Origin of the sequence: Pseudomonas sp. G5(2012) (assembly GCF_000408945.1) — a bacterium.
GTDB lineage: Bacteria > Pseudomonadota > Gammaproteobacteria > Pseudomonadales > Pseudomonadaceae > Aquipseudomonas > Aquipseudomonas umsongensis.
Genome location: NZ_APIO01000010.1, coordinates 46,040 through 63,557, shown reverse-complemented (window position 1 = coordinate 63,557; position 17,518 = coordinate 46,040). Strand labels below are relative to the sequence as shown.

The window sequence follows — 17,518 nt, the reverse complement described above, 5'->3', positions numbered from 1 at the left end:
CAGTTCTCACTCTGCACCTTCAATGCGCATTACTTCTCTTTCTCAATTGACAATCATTATCATTCAACATAATTTGTCGCTCGATGTGTAGGGCGGCCCCGGCCTTCTTGTCGTCCCACTAACCTATTGGCAGCAAGGTGATTTCCAATGACGGAACAAGCGTCCACAAGCAGGTGCGATTCGCCGCTACTTCAAGCCTTCGTCGACAATCGACTGATACTGGTCAAGATTGCAGCCCGCATCACCGGCTGCCGCTCGCGCGCCGAAGATGTGGTGCAAGATGCTTTCTTCCGCCTGCAATCGGCGCCGAACATCACCTCCTCCTTCAAGGCGCAGCTCAGCTACCTGTTCCAGATCGTGCGCAACCTGGCCATCGACCACTACCGCAAGCAGGCCCTGGAACAGAAATACTCCGGCCCTGAAGAAGAAGGCCTCAACGTGGTCATCCAGGGCGCCTCCCCGGAAACCTCGCACATCAACTTCTCCACCCTGGAAAACATCGCCGACGCCCTGACCGAACTGCCAAGCCGCACGCGTTATGCCTTTGAGATGTACCGCTTGCATGGCGTGCCGCAGAAGGACATTGCCAAGGAGTTGGGGGTGTCACCGACGTTGGTGAACTTCATGATTAGGGATGCGTTGGTGCATTGCCGGAAGGTGTCGGGGAGTCGGGGGGATACGTTTGCCCAGCGTTGAGGCTTGATCGTGGGATCAAGAAGGCCGTTCTGAGATTCGGGACGAATCAGTCGTCATGCAGCAAACCTGAACTGTATTCGCTGAAACTGCTGACAAGCGCACTGCCCTTTCAGTATTGCTGGGGTCTCAACTAAAAAGGACGTCACTCAGGGACGTCCGTCTGTTTATTACCACTCACTTCCGGTTGCCGCCCGTGCCTTCATACACTGCTGGGCGGGTCGACGTGCGCGCAGGTGTGGAAGACCGGGAATCCAGGAACCCGGCGCACCCGAAAGTGCCCCGCACACACCCGCCATAATTTAACAGCACACATGAAAAAAGTGACTGCATAAATTCAGGTGGCGCCTGTGCGTCTAGATCACGTGAAGGGCTTGATTGGGGACGGTAAAAGATGGGCGAATTCGGCGCGTATTGAGGGAAACCTCCTACATTTCTGCCGCCTCATCAACAGATTGAAAGTTTCACAGCTTGGTAGCGCGCCCCAAAGCTCAGTAAGGGTTTGTGATGCTATCGTTGTTCTCCCGTAACCCGTGTTTTGCTCTTCGTTAAAGTCAGGCTCAACAGGACGGAAACCAAGATGATGCCGCCGACTGTGGTCAGCGACCATTGGATCGGCACGTGCCACCACGGCGCGACCAGCATCTTGCCGCCGATGAACACCAGTACGATGGCCAGGCCATATTTGAGCAAGTGAAAGCGGTCGGCCATGTCGGCAAGCAGAAAATACAGTGCGCGCAGGCCCATGATGGCGAAGATGTTGGAGGTGAACACGATAAACGGGTCCGTGGTGACGGCGAAGATAGCCGGGATGCTATCCACCGCGAACACCAGGTCGCTGGCCTCGATCAGTACCAGCACCAGGAACATCGGCGTCGCCCAGCGCAGGCCGTTCTGGCGCACGAAGAAGTGCTCGCCGTGAAAGCCGTCGGTGATGCGAAGATGGCTGCGCAGCCAGCGCAGCAAAGGGTTCTTTTCGAGGTCTGGCTGCTGGTTGGCGAAGATCAGCATCTTGATGCCGGTGATGACGAGGAAAGCACCAAAGACATAGAGTAGCCAGGCAAACTCCTGCACCAGCCAGACGCCGGCGAAAATCATACCGGCGCGCATGACGATGGCCCCGAGCACGCCATAGAGCAAGACACGGCGCTGCAACTCTGGCGGCACGGCGAAGTAGCCGAAGATCATGACGAAAACGAACATGTTGTCGATCGACAGCGACTGTTCGATCAGGTAGCCGGTGAGAAATTCGAGCGTTGTACGCTGGGCCACTTCGGCACCGACATGGCTGTGCAGATACCACCAGAGCAGAGCGGCGAAGACCAGTGCCAGGCTGACCCAGGCGATGACCCAGGCCAGCGCTTCGCGGACCGAAACACGATGCGCCTTGCGCCCGCCGAAGACGAACAGATCGAGCGCCAGCATGGCAAGGACGAACACGATGAAGGCGGCCCACATCCAGGGTTGGCCGACGCTGATGGCCGTCATCTACTGTCTCCGCATGAAGCAGCAATAGGCTGGAGGAGTCATGCTAGCGAGCCTGTTACCACAACAAAAATCGTTTATTCGTTGCGAATAGTTCGTTTTTTACGAAGTATTGATTCAGGTGCTCAACTACCAGCAACCGCATTGGTTATGCTCCGTGGTCAAGACGGGTGGCGTGGCGCGCGCTTCCAGCAGTCTCGTCTCTTGCTCGATCGTGATGGAAAGGTCTGCTACACCCTTCGACAGTCTTGGCAACTGGTAAGCCGGTGATGCTGGCGTATATTGATAGTGTCGATCCAGGTAGTTGAGGCGATAAAAGATCGCCAATGGTGGGACAAGCGAGAGTGCTGGGGGCGCTAGCGGATAACCCGGAACGTTGGAGGTGTCATATGAGGCAGTATCAACGACTCTTTCTGATCGCAGGTCCCACCATGCGTCACTCGCCGGCGATGGAGCGGGCAATCGCATTGGCCGACGCTACAGGCGCAGCGCTGCATATTGCGGTGTTCATCGAAGACTTCGACCTTATGCGGTTAATGAGCAACAGTGAACAGCTTCGTGAGAGTTGCCGGCAGGAGAACCTGCAGTGGCTGACGGATGAGGCCGAACTCATGCGCAGGAAGGGCATCACTGTGACCACCGAAGTTGCATTGACCCGTGACCCGCTGCAAGAAATCCTTGGGCATGTGGCTGAAATGCAGCCTGACCTGATTATCAAGGACGTACACCATGAATCAGCGCTCAAACGTGTATTCATCACGCCTTTGGATTGGCAGTTGTTACGCGAATGTCCGAGCGCTGTACATCTGGTCAGCGAAGTCAGGTGTCCGCTTCCTCGAGTAATAGTGGCGGCGGTTGATCCATCGCATCCTGAGGGTCAGATCAGCGCAATCAACGACAGTATCATTCAGGCGGCGAGCGAAATGGCCGCGCAATGCGAAGCTGAATTGCACATGTTGTATGCCTATGAACTAACCCACACACATTTCTCTGATGCAGGTGCTGGCGCCGTGACGATGCCAGGCTTCGCCAACGACGTGCGCCGGTCACTTGAAAAGTGCTTCGTTGCCTTGGCCGGACGCCACGGCGTGCCACCTGAGCGACAACATTTCATTGCTGGGCCGCCAACGAAAGCGATGGCCGACTTTGCCACTCATACTCGAGCGGATGTCTTCGTAATGGGAAATACCCATCACAAAGGGGTGGACAAGCTGATTGGCAGTACCACGGAGCATGTTCTGTATCAGGTGCCCTGCAGCGTTTTGGCCATCAAGGGAGAAGCGGATCACTGAACGAAAAAACGGCAGGGGAAAAGGGGAAAAGTTTTTTGTAGAACACCATTGGCGTAAGAATAGTCTTCTACCCCAGTGGTGCTTTACAACGACTTCGCAGCCGAAGGGCGCGAAAGCCCCCCCTCGCCCAAAAAACGTGGCTACTCAGTTGAGTCGAGTCGATCCAACGCCCGTTCACAGCCAGCTCACCTGACATGATGACCTGCGCCTTGAACATGGATGGAACTCCGATGCTATTTAGAAAGGAGCCATCACCGCCTGCGCCATCGAGTCGATCAACATGAGCCTGCGCAAGGTCACCAAAAGCAGAGCCTCATTCCCGACTGACGATGCGGTAATGAAGCTCTTTTATCTGGCGCTGAACAACATCAGCAAGAAGTGGACAATGCCAATCAGGGACTGGGCGGGAGCCTTGAACAGGTTCAGTATCCAGTTCGAAGACAGGCTTTTGCAGGATTACCAGCCACCCCCGTTTACACAGGATTCATTACACCCCCCGCTTATCCTTAAGAGAAATACCGATTGCGGGATAAGAAATGATTTCTCGATCTGACTTGTTGTTGGAATTATCGATCGCTGTCACACCAAACTCGTATCGCACCCCCGCTTCCAGCCCGGTAATGGAAAATTCCAGTTGTTTCGTGCGCCCCAATTCATCATCGATACCTTTATCGACGATATAAGTAATATCCCCAGAACTGTCATATGACTCATCCCAGCTCAACTGCAAGGCCAAATTTGAGGTTCTTAACCCTGTAGGTTTGGTGGGCGCGGTAAGATCCTCGAAGTAGACATTGACACAAACAGGCTCTGAGAAAGTGAATCCATCATCAAAGGTACGAATGCAGTAGGAGTGGTCCCGCCCCTGTTCTGGAGTGGTATCGGTATAGGGAGGTGTTTTTGGGGTATCGAGTAAACTCTTATCTCGGCGTATCTCATAACGAGGCTCACCACCTTCAACTTCACCGGGACTCCAAAAAAAGGAAACCTGATCGAGAGTCTGATTGAAGGGCTCGAAGAAGCTTGGAGGCTTGGGTTGCATTCGGTCGGGGGTCTTGAATTCGACCAAAGCTGGTTCTGTATTTCCAAACGGCGGAACGTACCCAACGAGCGTAAAACTGTAGTTTGTATTTTTCGTTAAGTTATCTAAGGTAATTCTTCCATTCGGCCCTCTATACCGCTCAGTTGGAACACCAAAGGAATAGTCAGTAAGAATATACGTAACCGCAGGCGACGTCGCTTCCACCTGAAAAGTAGTCCAGGTTATATAATTGATTTTAAACTCCAAAGGAGGCATATTAACTTCAGCGTTCATACACATTCTCCAAAATGATTAATAGTTACCCTTCAGCACTTGTTATTCAAGACCGCATTAACAAAACAGCCTGCATGAAATCAGTACAAACTTATCTAATCACAAAAATACAATTAAGAATACTAGCAATTCTGCTAGTAATTAATCGCAACCTGAAACTCCCACTCGTGTTAAAGCCCCTCAATCATTCGGTCGAGCCCCTGATCCCAAGGAACACAAAGAGAACATTCAATACTCTTGATCATCTGTTCGCCCTCATCTGAAAATTAATGGTACGTTCGTATTTTCACTGCACATTCGACTCTTGGGCACTGTAAGAAATGCCAGTTTTTAGACCCTATCGAAATTACGGCTATCACCAAAACGTAAAATCCGGACAAATAAATACAAACAGGGTGGGCCTATATATTTTTCCGGCTCCGTTTACCCGCCTGTCCATAATGAAACCTTGCTGAGTGACACCTTTGGGTGATGGCAAAGTGCGCTAGGGGGGGCCAAAGCGAGTCAAGACTCACCAAACCCCCACAACCCCAATCCTGATAAACTCCCCCACCTCCCAGCCTCACCGATTCCAGATCCCCCATGTCCGTATCCAACGCCACACCCGCCCCACTCTCCCGCCGCTTCTCCGTCGCCCCGATGATGGATTGGACCGACCGGCACTGCCGTTTCTTCCTGCGCCTGCTGTCGAAGAACGCCCTGCTCTACACCGAAATGGTCACCACCGGTGCCTTGCTCAACGGCGATCACGAGCGGTTCCTGCGCCACAACGAAGCCGAGCATCCGTTGGCGTTGCAGTTAGGTGGCAGTGTGCCACTTGACTTGGCGGCGTGTGCGCGGATGGCGCAGGAGCATGGGTACGATGAGGTGAATCTGAATGTGGGCTGCCCCAGTGACCGGGTGCAGAACAATATGATCGGGGCGTGCCTGATGGGGCACCCGCAGTTGGTGGCCGATTGTGTGAAGGCGATGCGCGATGCGGTGTCGATTCCGGTGACGGTGAAGCATCGGATCGGGATCAATGGCCGTGACAGTTATGAAGATCTGTGCGATTTCGTTGGTACGGTGCGTGATGCCGGTTGCACCAGTTTTACCGTGCATGCGCGGATTGCGATTCTGGAGGGGTTGTCGCCGAAGGAGAACCGCGATATTCCGCCGTTGCGTTATGACGTGGCTGCGCGGTTGAAGGCGGATTTTCCGGAGCTGGAGATTATTCTCAACGGCGGGATCAAGAGCCTGGAAGCCTGTCACGAGCATTTGCAGACGTTCGATGGGGTGATGCTCGGGCGTGAGGCTTATCACAACCCTTACGTGATGGCCGAGGTGGATCAGCAGTTGTTTGGCAGCACGGCGCCGGTGATCACGCGCGCCGAGGCGTTGGCGCAGTTGCGGCCTTATATCGCCGCGCACCTGGAAACCGGCGGGGCGATGCACCATATCACCCGGCATGTACTGGGGCTGGGCACCGGGTTTCCGGGGGCGCGCAAGTTTCGCCAGTTGCTGTCGGTGGATATCCACAAGGCGAAGGAGCCTTTGGCCTTGCTGGATCAGGCGGCCGGGTTGCTCGAGGGGCGTTGAGCGCCCCGCTGTTTCAGCGCTTGGGCAGCTCGATGGTCACTTTCAAGCCGCCCCACTCGCTTTCGTGCAGCAGCAACTCCCCGCCCCAGGTTTCGACGATGTCGCGCACAATACCCAGGCCCAGGCCATGCCCGTCGGTCTGTTCATCCAGGCGCGTGCCGCGGCTGAACACCTGGTCGCGCTGGTCCTGGGGGATCCCCGGGCCGTCGTCTTCCACATTTAACTCGTAGGCTTGCGCGGTTTCGATCACGCTCAGGCGCACTTCGGCGTCTGCCCATTTGCAGGCGTTGTCCAGCAGGTTGCCGAGCAGTTCCAGCAGGTCTTCGCGGTCCCAGGGCAGTTGCAGGCCGGTGGGCGCGACATAGCTGAGGTGCAGGTGTTCGCCGTGGATCATGTTCAAGGTGGCGAGCAATCCCGGCAGTTCGGCATCGCAATCGAACAAGGCCCCCGGCAAGGCGTCGCCGCTCAAGCGGGCGCGGTTGAGTTCGCGATTGAGTCGCAGGCGGACCTGTTCCAGCTGATCCTTGAAGACCTGGCGCAGTTGCGGGTGCGCGTCGAGTTGCTCGCTGGAAGCCAGGCTCAACAACACCGCCAACGGGGTTTTCAGGGCGTGGCCGAGGTTGCCCAGGGCATTGCGCGAGCGCTTGAGGCTATCTTCGGTGTGGGCCAGCAAATGGTTGATCTGGGTCACCAGCGGTTCCAGTTCAATCGGCACCTGATCGTCGAGTTGCGAGCGTTGGCCCTGTTGCAGTTGCGCGATCTGTTCCCGGGCTTTTTCCAGCGGGCGCAAGGCGCGTCGCACGGTGATCCGCTGCAGCAGCAGGATCAGCAGCAGGCCCGCCAGTCCCAGGCCGAGGCCAATCTGCTGCATGCGCTGGAAGCTTTCGCGCACCGGGGTGTAGTCCTGGGCCACGCTGATGGAAATCGACTGGCCCAGGCGCCGATAGTCGGAACGCAGCACCAGCAACTGCTGGCCTTCCGGGCCCAGTTGCAGGTTGCTCTCCAGGCCCGGGTGCTCGAGGCGTGGCAGTTCCTGGTCCCACAATGAACGAGAACGCCAATGGCTGTCGGCGAAATCGATGCGGAAATAATGGCCAGAAAACGGCCGCTGATAAGCCGGCGACAATAGTCGCTCATCCAGTTGCAAGCCCTGGGGACCGCGCACCAGCGCTATCAACAGGTTTTCGCTGTCGTTGCGCAACCCGGCTTCGAGGTAGCGCTGCAATCCCACTTCGAACAGCCACAGGCTGGTTTGCGCCAACACCAGGCCGACGATCACCATCACGCTGATCAGGCCCAGGCTCAAGCGGCGCTGGATCGACCTCACCGGGCTTGTCCACCCAGCAGGTAACCTTGGCCACGACGGGTTTCGATCACGCTGCGCCCGAGTTTGCGGCGCAGGTGATTGACGTGGACTTCCAGCACGTTCGAGTCGCGCTCGGTTTCACCGTCGTAGAGGTGTTCGGCCAGGTGGCTTTTGGAGAGGATCTGTTCCGGGTGCAACATGAAGTAGCGCAACAGGCGAAACTCGGCGGCCGTGAGCTGGATGTCGGCGCCATCGCGGGTCACGCACTGGCGCCCCTCGTCCAGGTGCAGCCCGCCCGCCTTCAGGGTCGGTTGATTGACCTGGCCATGGGAGCGGCGCAACAGCGCCTGAATGCGCAAGTGCAGTTCTTCGGGGTGGAAAGGCTTGGTCAGGTAGTCGTCGGCGCCGGCCTTGAGGCCTTCGATGCGCTCGGCCCAGGAACCGCGGGCGGTGAGGATCAGCACCGGCGTCGCCAAGCCACCGGCACGCCACTGCGTCAACACCTCAAGCCCGGGCAGCCCCGGCAGGCCGAGGTCGAGGATGATCAGGTCGTAGGGTTCGGTGCTGCCCTGGTGCACCGCGTCGCGACCGTCGGCCAGCCAGTCCACGGCATACCCTTGGCGATTGAGGCCGGCCAGCAGTTCGTCGGCCAGCGGCACGTGGTCTTCCACCAGGAGCAAACGCATCGGTCAATCTTCCTTGTCTTTGAGTAAACGGCCGGTGGTGGCGTCGATGTCCAGTTCGCGGACCACGCCTTCGCTGGTCAGCAATTCGACTTCATAAATGTAGACGTCGTGCTTTTCTTCGAGCTCGGCTTCCAGCAGCTTGGCGCCCGGATAACGATCCAGTGCCTGCTGCAACAGTTGTTCGAGCGGCAGGATCACACCTTGTTGGCGCAGGCGCAGGGCCTCGTCCTGGTCGAGGTCGCGGGCCGCCACCACCGAGCAAAAAACCAGCAGCGCCAGCGCCAGGCGGGCGCTGGCGCGTCGAAGTGAAAAGGATTGCAGCGTCATTACGTGTCCTGATGATCCTTGAGAATCTGCCCGCTGACCGCGTCCAGCTCCAGGTCCCACTCGAGGCCCTGCGGATCGCGCAGTTCAATCTGGTAGATGTACTTGCCGTACTCTTCTTCCAGTTCGGTTTCCGTGACCGTGGAGCCTGGGTGCTTGGCCAGCGCGGTGGCGTTGAGCTTCTCGAAAGACACAATGGTACCAGCGTCTCGCAGTCTCAGGGCTTCGTCGGGCCCGAGGTCACGTGCATGGGCGAGGCTGGCGGACATGGCGATGAGGGATGTGACGAACAGGGCAGTGAAGGATTTCATGGGGTGTCTCCGTATCTTTTATGTGTTGCCTACGGGGCTCACCTTAGCGAAACGAACTTAACTGAAACTGAATTGCCATCATGCACAACTATTGTGCCAGTACTTCATCCGCCCTGCCGCCCGCGCGCTGGATCACCAGGTGGATGAAGTGCAGCTTGGCGATCACCGCGGGCGGCAGCACGAAGGGGTAGAAATCCGGCTGGCCCATGCTGCGCGACAATTCATTGAGCATGCCGGCCAGTTCGATCCACGCATTGACGAATGAGAGGAACGCGGTACCGCCGGGGTGCTGCGGATCGTAGAGGGTGCTGGGGGGAAAGGGCTGATAGTCGAGGTCCATTTCCCGTGCGCTCATGCCAAACCCGAGCGCGGTGTCGACGGCGTCCATCATGTGCAGGTAGTGAGCCCAGGTTTCGGCCCAGTCTTCCCAGGGGTGCATGGTGGCGTAGGCGCTGACGTACTGCTGCTGCCAGTCGAGCGGCGCGCCTTGCTGATAATGCCGCTCCAGGGCCTCGGCGTAGCTGGCGCGTTCGTCGCCGAACAGGTCGCGAAAGGGATCCAGCCAGTCACTATCAGCAATCAAGCGGTCCCAATAGTAATGCCCGACTTCATGACGAAAATGCCCGAGCAAGGTGCGATAGGGTTCGTGCATTTGCACCCGCACCTGTTCGCGGTGGGCGTCGTCGGCTTCCTTGATATCGAGGGTGATCAGGCCATTGGCGTGGCCGGTGGTGGGTGCATTGCCTTCGAGGTCGACGCCGATGAAGTCGAAGGCCAGGCCGACTTCATCATCCAGGGTTTTCGGGACCACCTGCAACCCGAGGCTGACCAATTGCGCAACCAGTCGGCGCTTGGCGATTTCCATCTTGCGCCAGCGCTCGTGGTTTTCGGCAATGGATAAGTCGGGGATGGTACGGTTCAGGCTACAGGCGATGCACAGTGAGTCGTGGTCATTGGCGGGGAGCAACCAGTTGCAGGCGGCGGGCGAATCGAGATTGGCGCAGCGACGAAACAGGCCGGCAGAGGGATCGGCATCGAGCAGCCAGGTGTCGTGCTGTTCGCCTGGTTGCAGCGAAGACAGGCGGCTTTGCTCTGGCTGATAACCCAAGGCTGCAGAACAGGCCAGGCACTGGCTGTTGCGAAAGAACAGCGACTGCCCGCATCGACAGGGCCAGATCTTGCTGTTGCGCGAGCTTTCGCCGATGAAGGGGGCCGCGATACGCGACGTGAGCTGTTCGAAGAAGCGGTGCATGAGCGATCTCTCCCTGGGGCTTGCCAAGACTAGATCATTCCTGGGTGAAGATCGTTCCCATGCTCTGCGTGGGAATGCCTCAAGGGACGCTCCGCGTTCCAGCTCTCGAATGGGACGCGGAGCGTCCCGGGCTGCATTCCCACGCAGAGCGTGGGAACGATCACTTAGACCGCAATACCGTGTTTTTTCAGGAACTCGACGAACGCCTCTTCATCCAGCACCTTCAACCCCAGCTCATTGGCCTTGGTCAACTTCGACCCCGCTCCCGGCCCCGCGACCACGCAATGGGTCTTGGCTGATACGGAGCCTGCGACTTTGGCACCGAGGCTTTCGAGTTTGTCCTTGGCCACATCGCGGCTCATCAGTTCCAGCGAGCCTGTGAGCACCCAGGTCTGGCCGGCCAGGGGCAGGCCTTCGACGACTTTCTTCTCGCTGTGCCAGTGCATGCCGAAATCCGCCAGTTGCTTCTCGGCGGCTTCGGCCAGTTGGCGATTGGCCTCGATGGCGAAAAATTCGCGAACCGAAGTGGCCTGCTTCTCGGGCAATGCCTGGCGCATGTCCAACCAGTCGGCGCTGATCACCGCTTGCAGCGAACCGAACTTGTCAGCCAGTTTCTGCGCCCCGCCCGGCCCCACCGAAGGGATGTGCAGCTTGTCGAGGAAACCGCCCAACGTGGTGCTGGCGGCAAACTCGGCGCCCAGCTCGCCCTGGTCCTGAATCTGCAAACCGTGGTTGAGCAGTTCGGTAATGACCTGCTGGTTGTGCGCATCTTCGAAGAAGCTGTGAATTTCGTGGGCCACTTCCAGGCCGACGTCCGGCAGGTAGGTCAGCACTTGTGGCAAGGCTTTTTGCACCCGCTCCAGCGAACCCAGGGAACGTGCCAGCACCTTGGCCGTCTCTTCGCCGACATCGGGAATTCCCAGGGCGTAGATGAAGCGTGCCAGACCCGGTTTCTTGCTGTCGGCAATAGCACTGAGCAGCTTGTTACTCGACAGCTCGGCAAAGCCTTCCAGGTCGACGATGTCTTCGAACTTCAGGGCGTACAGGTCAGCCGGCGAACTCACCAGCCCTTCATCGACCAGCTGTTCGACGCTCTTGTCGCCCAAGCCTTCGATGTCCATGGCGCGGCGGGAGACGAAGTGAATGATCGCCTGCTTGAGTTGTGCACCACAGGCCAGGCGCCCGACGCAGCGGTACACCGCGCCTTCGCTGACCGTCTCGCGACCCTTGCTGCGCTTGACCAGTTGCGTGCGCTCGACATGGGAGCCGCACACCGGGCACTGCTGCGGGATCTGCACCGGCCGGGCGTCTTCCGGGCGACGCTCGGTGACCACTTGCACCACTTGCGGAATCACGTCGCCGGCGCGGCGAATGATCACCGTGTCACCGATCATCAGGCCCAGGCGCGCCACTTCGTCCATGTTGTGCAGCGTCGCGTTGGCCACGGTGACACCGGCAACCTTGACCGGCCTGAGGCGCGCCACCGGCGTCACCGCGCCGGTGCGGCCGACCTGGAATTCCACGTCGAGCAGCTCGGTGAGTTCTTCCATGGCCGGGAATTTATGGGCGATGGCCCAGCGCGGTTCTCGGGCACGGAAGCCCAGTTCGCGCTGGGACGCGATGCTGTTGACCTTGAACACCACACCGTCGATTTCATAGGGCAACGCATTGCGGCGCTCGCCGATGTCGCGGTAGTAATCCAGGCACTCATCGATGCCGTTCGCCAGCTTCAGCTCATGGCTGATCGGCATGCCCCAGGCCTTGAGTTGCTGCAGGTTGCCGATGTGCGTGTCGGCGATGTCCGCAGACACCTGGCCGATGCCGTAGCAGCAAAACTCCAGCGGACGGTTGGCGGTGATCTTCGAATCCAGCTGGCGCAAGCTGCCGGCCGCGGCGTTGCGTGGGTTGGCGAAGGTCTTGCCGCCGACTTCCAGTTGCGTGGCATTGAGCCGCTCGAAACCGGCCTTGGACATGAACACTTCGCCGCGCACTTCCAGGGTCGCCGGCCAGCCAGTGCCGTGCAGCTTGAGCGGGATGTTGCGCACGGTGCGCACGTTGACGCTGATGTCTTCGCCGGTGGTACCGTCGCCGCGGGTGGCCCCGCGCACCAGCATGCCGTCCTGATAGAGCAGGCTGACCGCCAGGCCATCGAGCTTGGGTTCGCAGCTGTATTCAACCGCCGCGCCAGCGCCGAACAGATCACCGGCCGGCAGGTCCAGGCCCTCGGTCACCCGACGGTCGAACTCGCGCATGTCGGTTTCTTCGAAGGCGTTGCCCAGGCTGAGCATCGGCACTTCGTGGCGTACCTGGGTGAACGCCGACAGCGCCGCGCTACCGACCCGCTGGGTTGGCGAGTCGCTGGTGACCAGCTCGGGATGGGTCGCTTCGAGGGCCTTGAGCTCGTTGAACAACCGGTCGTACTCGGCGTCCGGGATGCTCGGCTCGTCCAGCACGTGATAACGATAGTTGTGCTGATCCAGCTCGGCACGTAGCTCTAGAATGCGGTCTTGGGCGGCAGTCATGGGTGGTCTCTCATAAAGCAAAAGAGCAGCCGAGGCTGCTCAATTTCGATGCGGCGTTGATTCATTGTAGGAGCCGATTTGCTGGCGATGGCGATCTCAGGTGCGCCATCGCCAGCAAGCCGGCTCCTACAGGGGTGTGGAGGTCGACATCCACACGTTGCAAATTAGCGCTTCTGGGTCAGTGCGCGACGCTCGAATTCAACGATGCGCTGACGGTAGTGCTCAATCGTCTGGGCGGTCAATACGCTGCGTTGGTCGTCCTTCAGCTCGCCGTTCAACTCTTGTGACAGTTTACGTGCTGCAGCCACCATCACGTCGAAGGCCTGCTTCGGATGACGCGGGCCTGGCAAGCCGAGGAAGAAGCTCACCGCCGGGGTGCTGAAGTGGTCGATGTCGTCCAGGTCGAAGACGCCAGGCTTGACCGCGTTGGCCATGGAGAACAGCACTTCGCCATTGCCCGCCATGCTTTCGTGACGGTGGAAGATGTCCATTTCGCCGAAACGCAGGCCGCTTTCGAGAATGTTCTGCAGCAGCGCCGGGCCCTTGAAGCCGGCCGGGTCGCGGCAGATTACGCTGATGACCAGCACTTCTTCTGCTTGCGGCTGCTCTTTTTCGCTGACCGCAGGCGATGCCTTGGTGTCATCCGGGAAATCGTCGTCACGGCTACTGAAGCTAGGGCCGCCGTCCAGGTCCAGGCTGAGGTTCATGTCACCCTGGGAAGGCTCGCCATGGCCACGCTTGCCGCGCTTGGAGCCCGAATCGCGGGCAGGCATGCTCACTGACGGCAGGTCGTGCTCGTCCAGTTGCGGTTCCTTGTGCGTATCCAGGACGCGAGACGGGCCCAACACCTCGGGGCTGGTGTCCTCGTCGGGCAAGTTGGACAGGCTCCGGTCAAGACGGAATTTCAGCTTTCCCTTGCCGCCGCGCATACGGCGCCAGCCATCGAAAAGAATACCGGCAATGACAATAATGCCGATGACGATCAGCCACTCGCGCAGACCGATTTCCATGTAATCCCGTGCCTCTATAAAAAATGCTGAAAAATAAGGGGCTTACATTCTGTAAACCGCTTTAAAACGTGGCGCCAACTCTATGTTCTGACAGGCGTTTTGCCCACGTATACGAAAAATTGACATTAAACTAGCACGACCAAAGGCAACTTTACACCGTCTGGCACGTTGGCCCCGCGATTATGTCGATTGGCCAGCAAGTCGGCATGGCTAATTAGGTCCCACCGCTAAAAAATCCGACCTGAAAGCCATGTTTCAGGCGTCCACCATCGCCATGGCCTCCTCGACATCCACCGCCACCAGACGCGAGCAACCCGGTTCGTGCATCGTCACCCCCATCAGTTGTTCAGCCATTTCCATGGCGATTTTGTTGTGGGTGATATAGATGAACTGCACCGTCTGCGACATCTCCTTGACCAGTCGTGCGTAGCGTCCAACGTTAGCGTCATCCAATGGCGCGTCCACTTCATCGAGCATGCAGAACGGCGCCGGGTTCAGCTTGAAGATCGCAAAAACCAGGGCCAATGCCGTCAGGGCCTTTTCGCCACCTGATAGCAAATGGATGGTGCTGTTCTTCTTTCCGGGCGGCTGCGCCATGATCGTCACCCCTGTATCGAGTAGATCTTCGCCCGTCAGTTCCAAATACGCGCGCCCTCCACCGAAAACTTTTGGGAAAAGTGCCTGTAAACCGCCATTGATCTGATCAAAGGTATCTTTGAAACGGTTTCGGGTTTCCTTGTCGATCTTGCGAATCACGTTCTCGAGCGTATCGAGCGCCTCGACCAGATCGTCGTTCTGGGCGTCCAGATAACGTTTACGCTCCGATTGTTGCTGATATTCATCGATGGCCGCGAGGTTGATCGCGCCCAGGCGCTGGATTCGCGCGGCAATGCGCTCTAGTTCTTCCTCGGCGGCTTTCTCGCTGGCCTCGGCGGTCAGCGTGGCCAGCACGCCGTGCAGGTCGTAGCCGTCTTCAAGCAACTGGTCCTGCAATGCCTTGCGCCGCACGGTCAGGGCTTGCCATTCCATGCGCTGGTTTTCAAGCTGGCCGCGAATCAGCTGGGACTGTTGTTCGGCCTGGTTGCGGCGCTTTTCAGCGTCACGCAGTTCACGGTCGGCGTCTTCCAGGGCGATCTGCGCGGTCTTGAGCTCTTCGTCGACGGTCATGCGCTTGTCGAGCAGTTCTTCGAGCTTGAGGCGCAGCTCTTCCAGCGGCGCCTCGCCCTCTTCGAGGTTGAGGCTCAGTTGCTCGCGTTTTTCCGTCAGGCGCTCGGCCTGCATTTCCAGGCGCTCCAGGGCCTGGCGCGTCGAGTCATGCTGGGCCCGCAGCGAGCCCAGGCGTACGGCCAGTTGATGGGCGTGATCCTTGTGCTGGCGGGCTTCCTGGCGCACCCGGTCAAGCCGTTCGCGCAAGCTGTCACGCTGGGCCAGCAGCAGCTCGCGCTGCTCGGTATCCAGGGCCATGGCGTCGAGGGCCTCCTGCAAGTGCAGGCGCGCTTCACCGATCTGTTCATGTTCCAGGGCTCGCTGTTCCGCCAACTCCTGGAGCTCTTCATCGAGGCGCGTGCGCCGCAGGTTCAACTGCTCGGCCTTGGCCTTGCCGGCCGACAGCTGAGCCTTGAGTTCACCTTGCTGGCGCGCTTCGTCCTGCAGCAGGCGGCGCAAATGTTCGCGGCCGTTTTCCTGCTGGCGCTGTTGCGCCCGCAGGTTTTGCAATTCTGTTTCCAAGGCTTCGACGGCCGCTTCACGTTCTTCGCGTTCAAGGCCCAGTTTCTGGATTTCCTGACCACGGGCGAGCATCCCGCTTTCCGCTTCACTGGCGCGGCGCACGCGCAAAAAGTGCCGACCGATCCAATATCCGTCGCGGCTGATCAGGCTCTGGCCCGCTGCCAGCTGCCCACGCAACCCCAGCGCTTGTTCGAGGCTTTCGACGGGTTTGACCTGCCCCAGCCACGGCGACAGATCGATCTGCGCCTCGACTTTATCGAGCAGGCTGCCGGGCACGCGCGCGCCGTCGGTCGCGGGGCTGAGCAAGCGCAGATCGCCTTGAGTAAACCCGGACAAATCGAAATCGTTGAAGTCATCCACCAGCACCGCTTGCAGGTCGGCGCCCAGTACGGTTTCCACCGCCAGCTCCCAACCGGCTTCGACTTTCAGGCCTTCGGCCAGGCGCGGGCGGTCCGCCAAATTCTGCTCGCTCAGCCATTGCGCGGTGCCGGTGCCCGGGTCTAGTGCGGCTTGCTGCAAGGCTTCAAGCGAAGCCAGGCGACCGTTGAGGCGCTGCAGATCGCCCTGGGCCTGTTGCTGCGCCGACAGTGCCTGCTGCAATTGCTGGCGCAGTTGCTCGAGCTTTTCAACCTGAGCTTCTTCACTGGTCTGCAAATCTTCGAGGGTCGCCTCGGATTCAGCGAGCTGCTCGTTGAGCGCCATGATCGCCGCGTCTTCCGGGTCCGCCGACAACAACGCGCGCTCTTCACCCAGGCGCCGGTGCCGTTCGGCCAGGCGCTCCAGGCTGGTTTCCAGCTGCTGGATCCGTGATTGCTGGACTTCCGACTGGCGCCGTGGCTCGGCGGCACTGAGGTTGAACGTGTCCCACTGCTCCTGCCAGCCGTGCATGGTGGTTTCGGATTCCTCCAGCGCAGCGGCAGCCTCTTCGGCGGCGGCGCTGGTGACTTCCTGCTCCGGCGTAAGCATGTCCAGTTCTTCGCCGAGGGTCAGCAACAGTGTGCGGTCGTGGCCCAAGTGCGACTCAGTCTCCAGGCGCGCGCGCTCGGCTTCCTTCAAGTCGTCCTGCAATTGGCGCAGGCGCTGTTGCCCATGCTGGATGCTCTGCTCGACCCGGGCGATGTCGCCGCCGACCGAATAGAAGCGCCCCTGCACCAGATTGAAGCGCTCGGAGAGGTCGTGATGGCCGTCGCGCAAGCGTTCGATACTGGCGTCGGCGTTGCGCTGTTCGGCCACCAGGGCTTCGAAACTGACTTCCTGGGTGCCGATGATCGATTCGCGCTGGCCGACCTGGTCGTTCAGGTCCTGCCAGCGCAGGGCCGACAGTTGCGCCTTGAGCTGGCGCTCCTCGCCTTTGAATTCCTGGTACTTCTTGGCCGCTTCGGCCTGGCGGTGCAAGCGTTCGAGCTGACGTTCGAGCTCTTCGCGCAGGTCGGTCAGGCGCTCCAGGTTTTCGTGGGTGCGGCGGATGCGGTTTTCGGTTTCGCGCCGACGCTCCTTGTACTTGGAGATCCCCGCCGCCTCTTCAATGAAGTTGCGCAGGTCTTCAGGCTTGGACTCGATCAGCTTGGAAATCATCCCCTGTTCGATGATCGAGTAGCTGCGCGGGCCCAGGCCAGTACCGAGGAAGATATCGGTGATGTCACGGCGCCGGCATTTGGTGCCGTTGAGGTAATAGGTGGTCTGGCTGTCGCGGGTGACTTTGCGGCGAATGGAAATTTCCGCATAGGCGGCGTATTCACCGAGCAATGTGCCATCGGCGTTATCGAATACCAGTTCGATGCTCGCCTGGCTCACCGGCTTGCGGCTGGTGGAGCCGTTGAAGATGACGTCGGTCATCGACTCGCCGCGCAGGTTCTTCGCCGAACTTTCGCCCATCACCCAGCGCACGGCGTCGATGATGTTCGACTTGCCGCAACCATTGGGCCCAACCACCGCCGCCATGTTGCTGGGGAAGTTCACTGTGGTCGGGTCGACGAAGGACTTGAACCCCGCCAACTTGATGCACTTTAGCCGCAC

The 17,518-nt window shown here is 59.1% G+C and carries 13 protein-coding genes and 1 pseudogene; 4 read left to right on the top strand and 10 right to left on the bottom strand.

The annotated features are described in order from the left end of the window. Nucleotides 1-147: 147 nt before the first annotated feature. On the top strand, nt 148-696 hold the full coding sequence (locus PG5_RS04675; RefSeq protein WP_020795936.1) for an RNA polymerase factor sigma-70: 549 nt from the start codon (nt 148-150) through the stop codon (nt 694-696). 507 nt (nt 697-1,203) lie between these two features. On the opposite strand, the gene PG5_RS04670 is transcribed toward PG5_RS04675, so the two are convergent. Further along, nucleotides 1,204-2,181 (bottom strand): TerC family protein, encoded by a 978-nt coding sequence (locus PG5_RS04670; RefSeq protein ID WP_020795935.1) that lies wholly within the window; start codon nt 2,179-2,181, stop codon nt 1,204-1,206. A 386-nt stretch (nt 2,182-2,567) separates the two neighbouring features. On the opposite strand from PG5_RS04670, the gene PG5_RS04665 reads away from it, so the two are divergent. Both PG5_RS04665 and PG5_RS33195 read left to right on the top strand, forming a co-directional pair. Next, nucleotides 2,568-3,470 carry a universal stress protein gene (locus PG5_RS04665; protein ID WP_020795933.1) on the top strand — a complete coding sequence of 301 codons (903 nt, stop codon included), beginning with the start codon at nt 2,568-2,570 and terminating at the stop codon, nt 3,468-3,470. A 253-nt stretch (nt 3,471-3,723) separates the two neighbouring features. Continuing rightward, nucleotides 3,724-3,924, top strand: a pseudogene (locus PG5_RS33195) (transposase); the annotation flags it as partial. 33 nt (nt 3,925-3,957) lie between these two features. On the opposite strand, the gene PG5_RS33190 reads toward PG5_RS33195, so the two are convergent. Continuing rightward, nucleotides 3,958-4,785, bottom strand: coding sequence for a fibronectin type III domain-containing protein (locus tag PG5_RS33190; RefSeq protein ID WP_256228038.1), 828 nt, complete (start codon nt 4,783-4,785; stop codon nt 3,958-3,960). A 582-nt stretch (nt 4,786-5,367) separates the two neighbouring features. On the opposite strand from PG5_RS33190, the gene dusA reads away from it, so the two are divergent. Further along, entirely contained in the window at nt 5,368-6,363 is a 996-nt protein-coding gene (gene dusA, locus PG5_RS04655) for a tRNA dihydrouridine(20/20a) synthase DusA (RefSeq protein WP_081648139.1), read from the top strand. 13 nt (nt 6,364-6,376) lie between these two features. On the opposite strand, the gene PG5_RS04650 is transcribed toward dusA, so the two are convergent. The 8 genes from PG5_RS04650 to smc all read right to left on the bottom strand — a co-directional run bounded on the left by PG5_RS04650 (nt 6,377) and on the right by smc (nt 17,518). Further along, nucleotides 6,377-7,690, bottom strand: a complete 1,314-nt coding sequence (locus tag PG5_RS04650) for a sensor histidine kinase (RefSeq protein WP_020795930.1) — start codon at nt 7,688-7,690, stop codon at nt 6,377-6,379. Next, on the bottom strand, nt 7,687-8,355 hold the full coding sequence (locus PG5_RS04645; protein ID WP_020795929.1) for a response regulator transcription factor: 669 nt from the start codon (nt 8,353-8,355) through the stop codon (nt 7,687-7,689). The genes PG5_RS04650 and PG5_RS04645 overlap by 4 nt, the downstream gene beginning before the upstream one ends. A 3-nt stretch (nt 8,356-8,358) precedes the next feature. After that, nucleotides 8,359-8,682 (bottom strand): PepSY domain-containing protein, encoded by a 324-nt coding sequence (locus tag PG5_RS04640; RefSeq protein WP_020795928.1) that lies wholly within the window; start codon nt 8,680-8,682, stop codon nt 8,359-8,361. After that, the gene (locus PG5_RS04635) at nt 8,682-8,990 is read right to left on the bottom strand and encodes a PepSY domain-containing protein (RefSeq protein ID WP_020795927.1); all 309 of its coding nucleotides are present in this window, start codon (nt 8,988-8,990) and stop codon (nt 8,682-8,684) included. The genes PG5_RS04640 and PG5_RS04635 overlap by 1 nt, the downstream gene beginning before the upstream one ends. A gap of 88 nt (nt 8,991-9,078) precedes the next feature. After that, nucleotides 9,079-10,242: a putative zinc-binding metallopeptidase gene (locus PG5_RS04630; RefSeq protein ID WP_020795926.1), complete on the bottom strand. Its 1,164-nt coding sequence runs from the start codon at nt 10,240-10,242 to the stop codon at nt 9,079-9,081. 164 nt (nt 10,243-10,406) lie between these two features. After that, a complete protein-coding gene (gene ligA / locus PG5_RS04625) occupies nt 10,407-12,764 on the bottom strand; it encodes an NAD-dependent DNA ligase LigA (protein ID WP_020795925.1) in 2,358 nt (785 codons plus the stop codon). 164 nt (nt 12,765-12,928) lie between these two features. Beyond that, on the bottom strand, nt 12,929-13,774 hold the full coding sequence (zipA, locus tag PG5_RS04620; RefSeq protein WP_020795924.1) for a cell division protein ZipA: 846 nt from the start codon (nt 13,772-13,774) through the stop codon (nt 12,929-12,931). Between the two features lie 255 nt (nt 13,775-14,029). Then, entirely contained in the window at nt 14,030-17,518 is a 3,489-nt protein-coding gene (smc, locus tag PG5_RS04615) for a chromosome segregation protein SMC (protein ID WP_020795923.1), read from the bottom strand.